2 protein-coding genes are annotated in these 1412 nt (G+C 73.4%); both read left to right on the top strand.

Features of this window, described 5'->3' with window-relative positions:
• Positions 1-174 precede the first annotated feature (174 nt).
• On the top strand, positions 175-774 hold the full coding sequence (locus EAS64_RS38595; protein WP_222849588.1) for a DUF6431 domain-containing protein: 600 nt from the start codon (positions 175-177) through the stop codon (positions 772-774).
• Between the two features lie 93 nt (positions 775-867).
• On the top strand, positions 868-1412 hold a 545-nt coding region (locus tag EAS64_RS45285; protein ID WP_222849929.1), incomplete at its 3' end, for a helix-turn-helix domain-containing protein.

Genomic DNA, 1412 nt, shown 5'->3' with positions numbered 1-1412 from the left:
TGTTGAGCGGCACCCTGGGTGCTCACGTAGTTCCGGGTTTCCGGCATTGTGTTTCCCGATGATGTTGGGCTGCGTGTTTCCCTGGCCTGGGTGTTCGTCGGCGGCGGCACCTTGCCGATGGGGGCATGAGTAGGCCCTCCCGGTGTCTCTTGGCCGAGTGCGCCCGGGAGGGCCGTGAAGCGCTCGGAGGCGCTTGTGGTCACGGTAGGGGCAAATCCGGCTGAGGTCGAACGGTCGCTGGCGGGCGGGGAGCTTGAGTGCCCGCTGTGCGGCGGGGTGCTCGCGCGGTGGGGGCACGCGCGGCCGCGGGTGCTGAGGGGCGGGCAGGGGCCGGTTCGGCTGCGGCCGCGGCGGGCCCGCTGCTCGGGGTGCGGGTCTACTCACGTGCTGCTGCCGGCTTTCGCCCTGCTGAGGCGGGCTGACCTGGCCGAGGTGATCGGGGCGGCGCTGGCGGCGAGGGCCCTGGGGAAGGGGGCGCGGCCGATCGCGACGGCGTCCGGGCGGGCGCTGGCCACGGTCCGGGGCTGGCTGCGGCGGTTCGGGGCGCGGGCGGAGGCGGTGCGGGTGTTCTTCACCGGGCTGCTGGTGGAGACCGGGGTCGATCCGGTCCCGCCGGCGCAGGGGCCGTCGCCGTTCGCCGACGCGGTCGCGGCGGTTGCCGGGGCCGCGTCGGCGGTTTCCTCGCGCTGGCCGGGCATCGGCAGGGTGTCGCCGTGGCGGGCGGCGAGCGCGGCCAGCGGCGGCCGGCTGCTGTCGCCGGGCTGGCCCCGGTAGCTGTCCAACACGAGTTCCCCCTGATGCGGGGTGCCGCTGGCCTGGGAATCTTCGCGGGTTGTCCGTTTTGGCATCTCGTGAAAGAGGTTTTCCTTGACAAGGAGAGACGACGACCAGGCGGTGCGGCTGGAGCGCGCCCGCGCGATCGGGCTGTTCCGCTACATGCTGATCCGTGAGGCCGCCGTCACCACTTTGACGGGGCGGCAGCGGGGGGCGATGGTGCGGGCGATCGCGGCGGTCCCGCATACCGACCCGGAGGGGCGGACGGTCCGGATAACCCGGTGGACTCTGGACCGGTGGATCCAGGACTGGCGCAAGGGCGGGTTCGACGCGCTCGTGCCGTCGCCGCGGCAGTCCCAGCCGCGGACCCCGCCGGAGGTTTTCGAGCTGGCGACCGCACTGAAGAAGGAGAACCCGGACCGGAGCGCAGCGCAGGTCAAGCGGATCCTGGAGGCCCAGCACGGGTGGGCGCCGGACGAGCGGACCCTGCAGCGGATGTTCGTCCGCACCGGGCTGACCGCGCTGCGGGCCCCGGCGGAGCCGGCGGTCTTCGGCCGGTTCGAGGCGGACCGCCCGAACGAGCTCTGGACCGGAGATGCCCTCCACGGGCCGAGGATCGGAGGGCGCAAAACATACCT

Source organism: Trebonia kvetii (assembly GCF_007827045.1).
GTDB lineage: Bacteria > Actinomycetota > Actinomycetes > Streptosporangiales > Streptosporangiaceae > Trebonia > Trebonia kvetii.
This window is presented reverse-complemented; position numbering and strand designations above follow the sequence as displayed.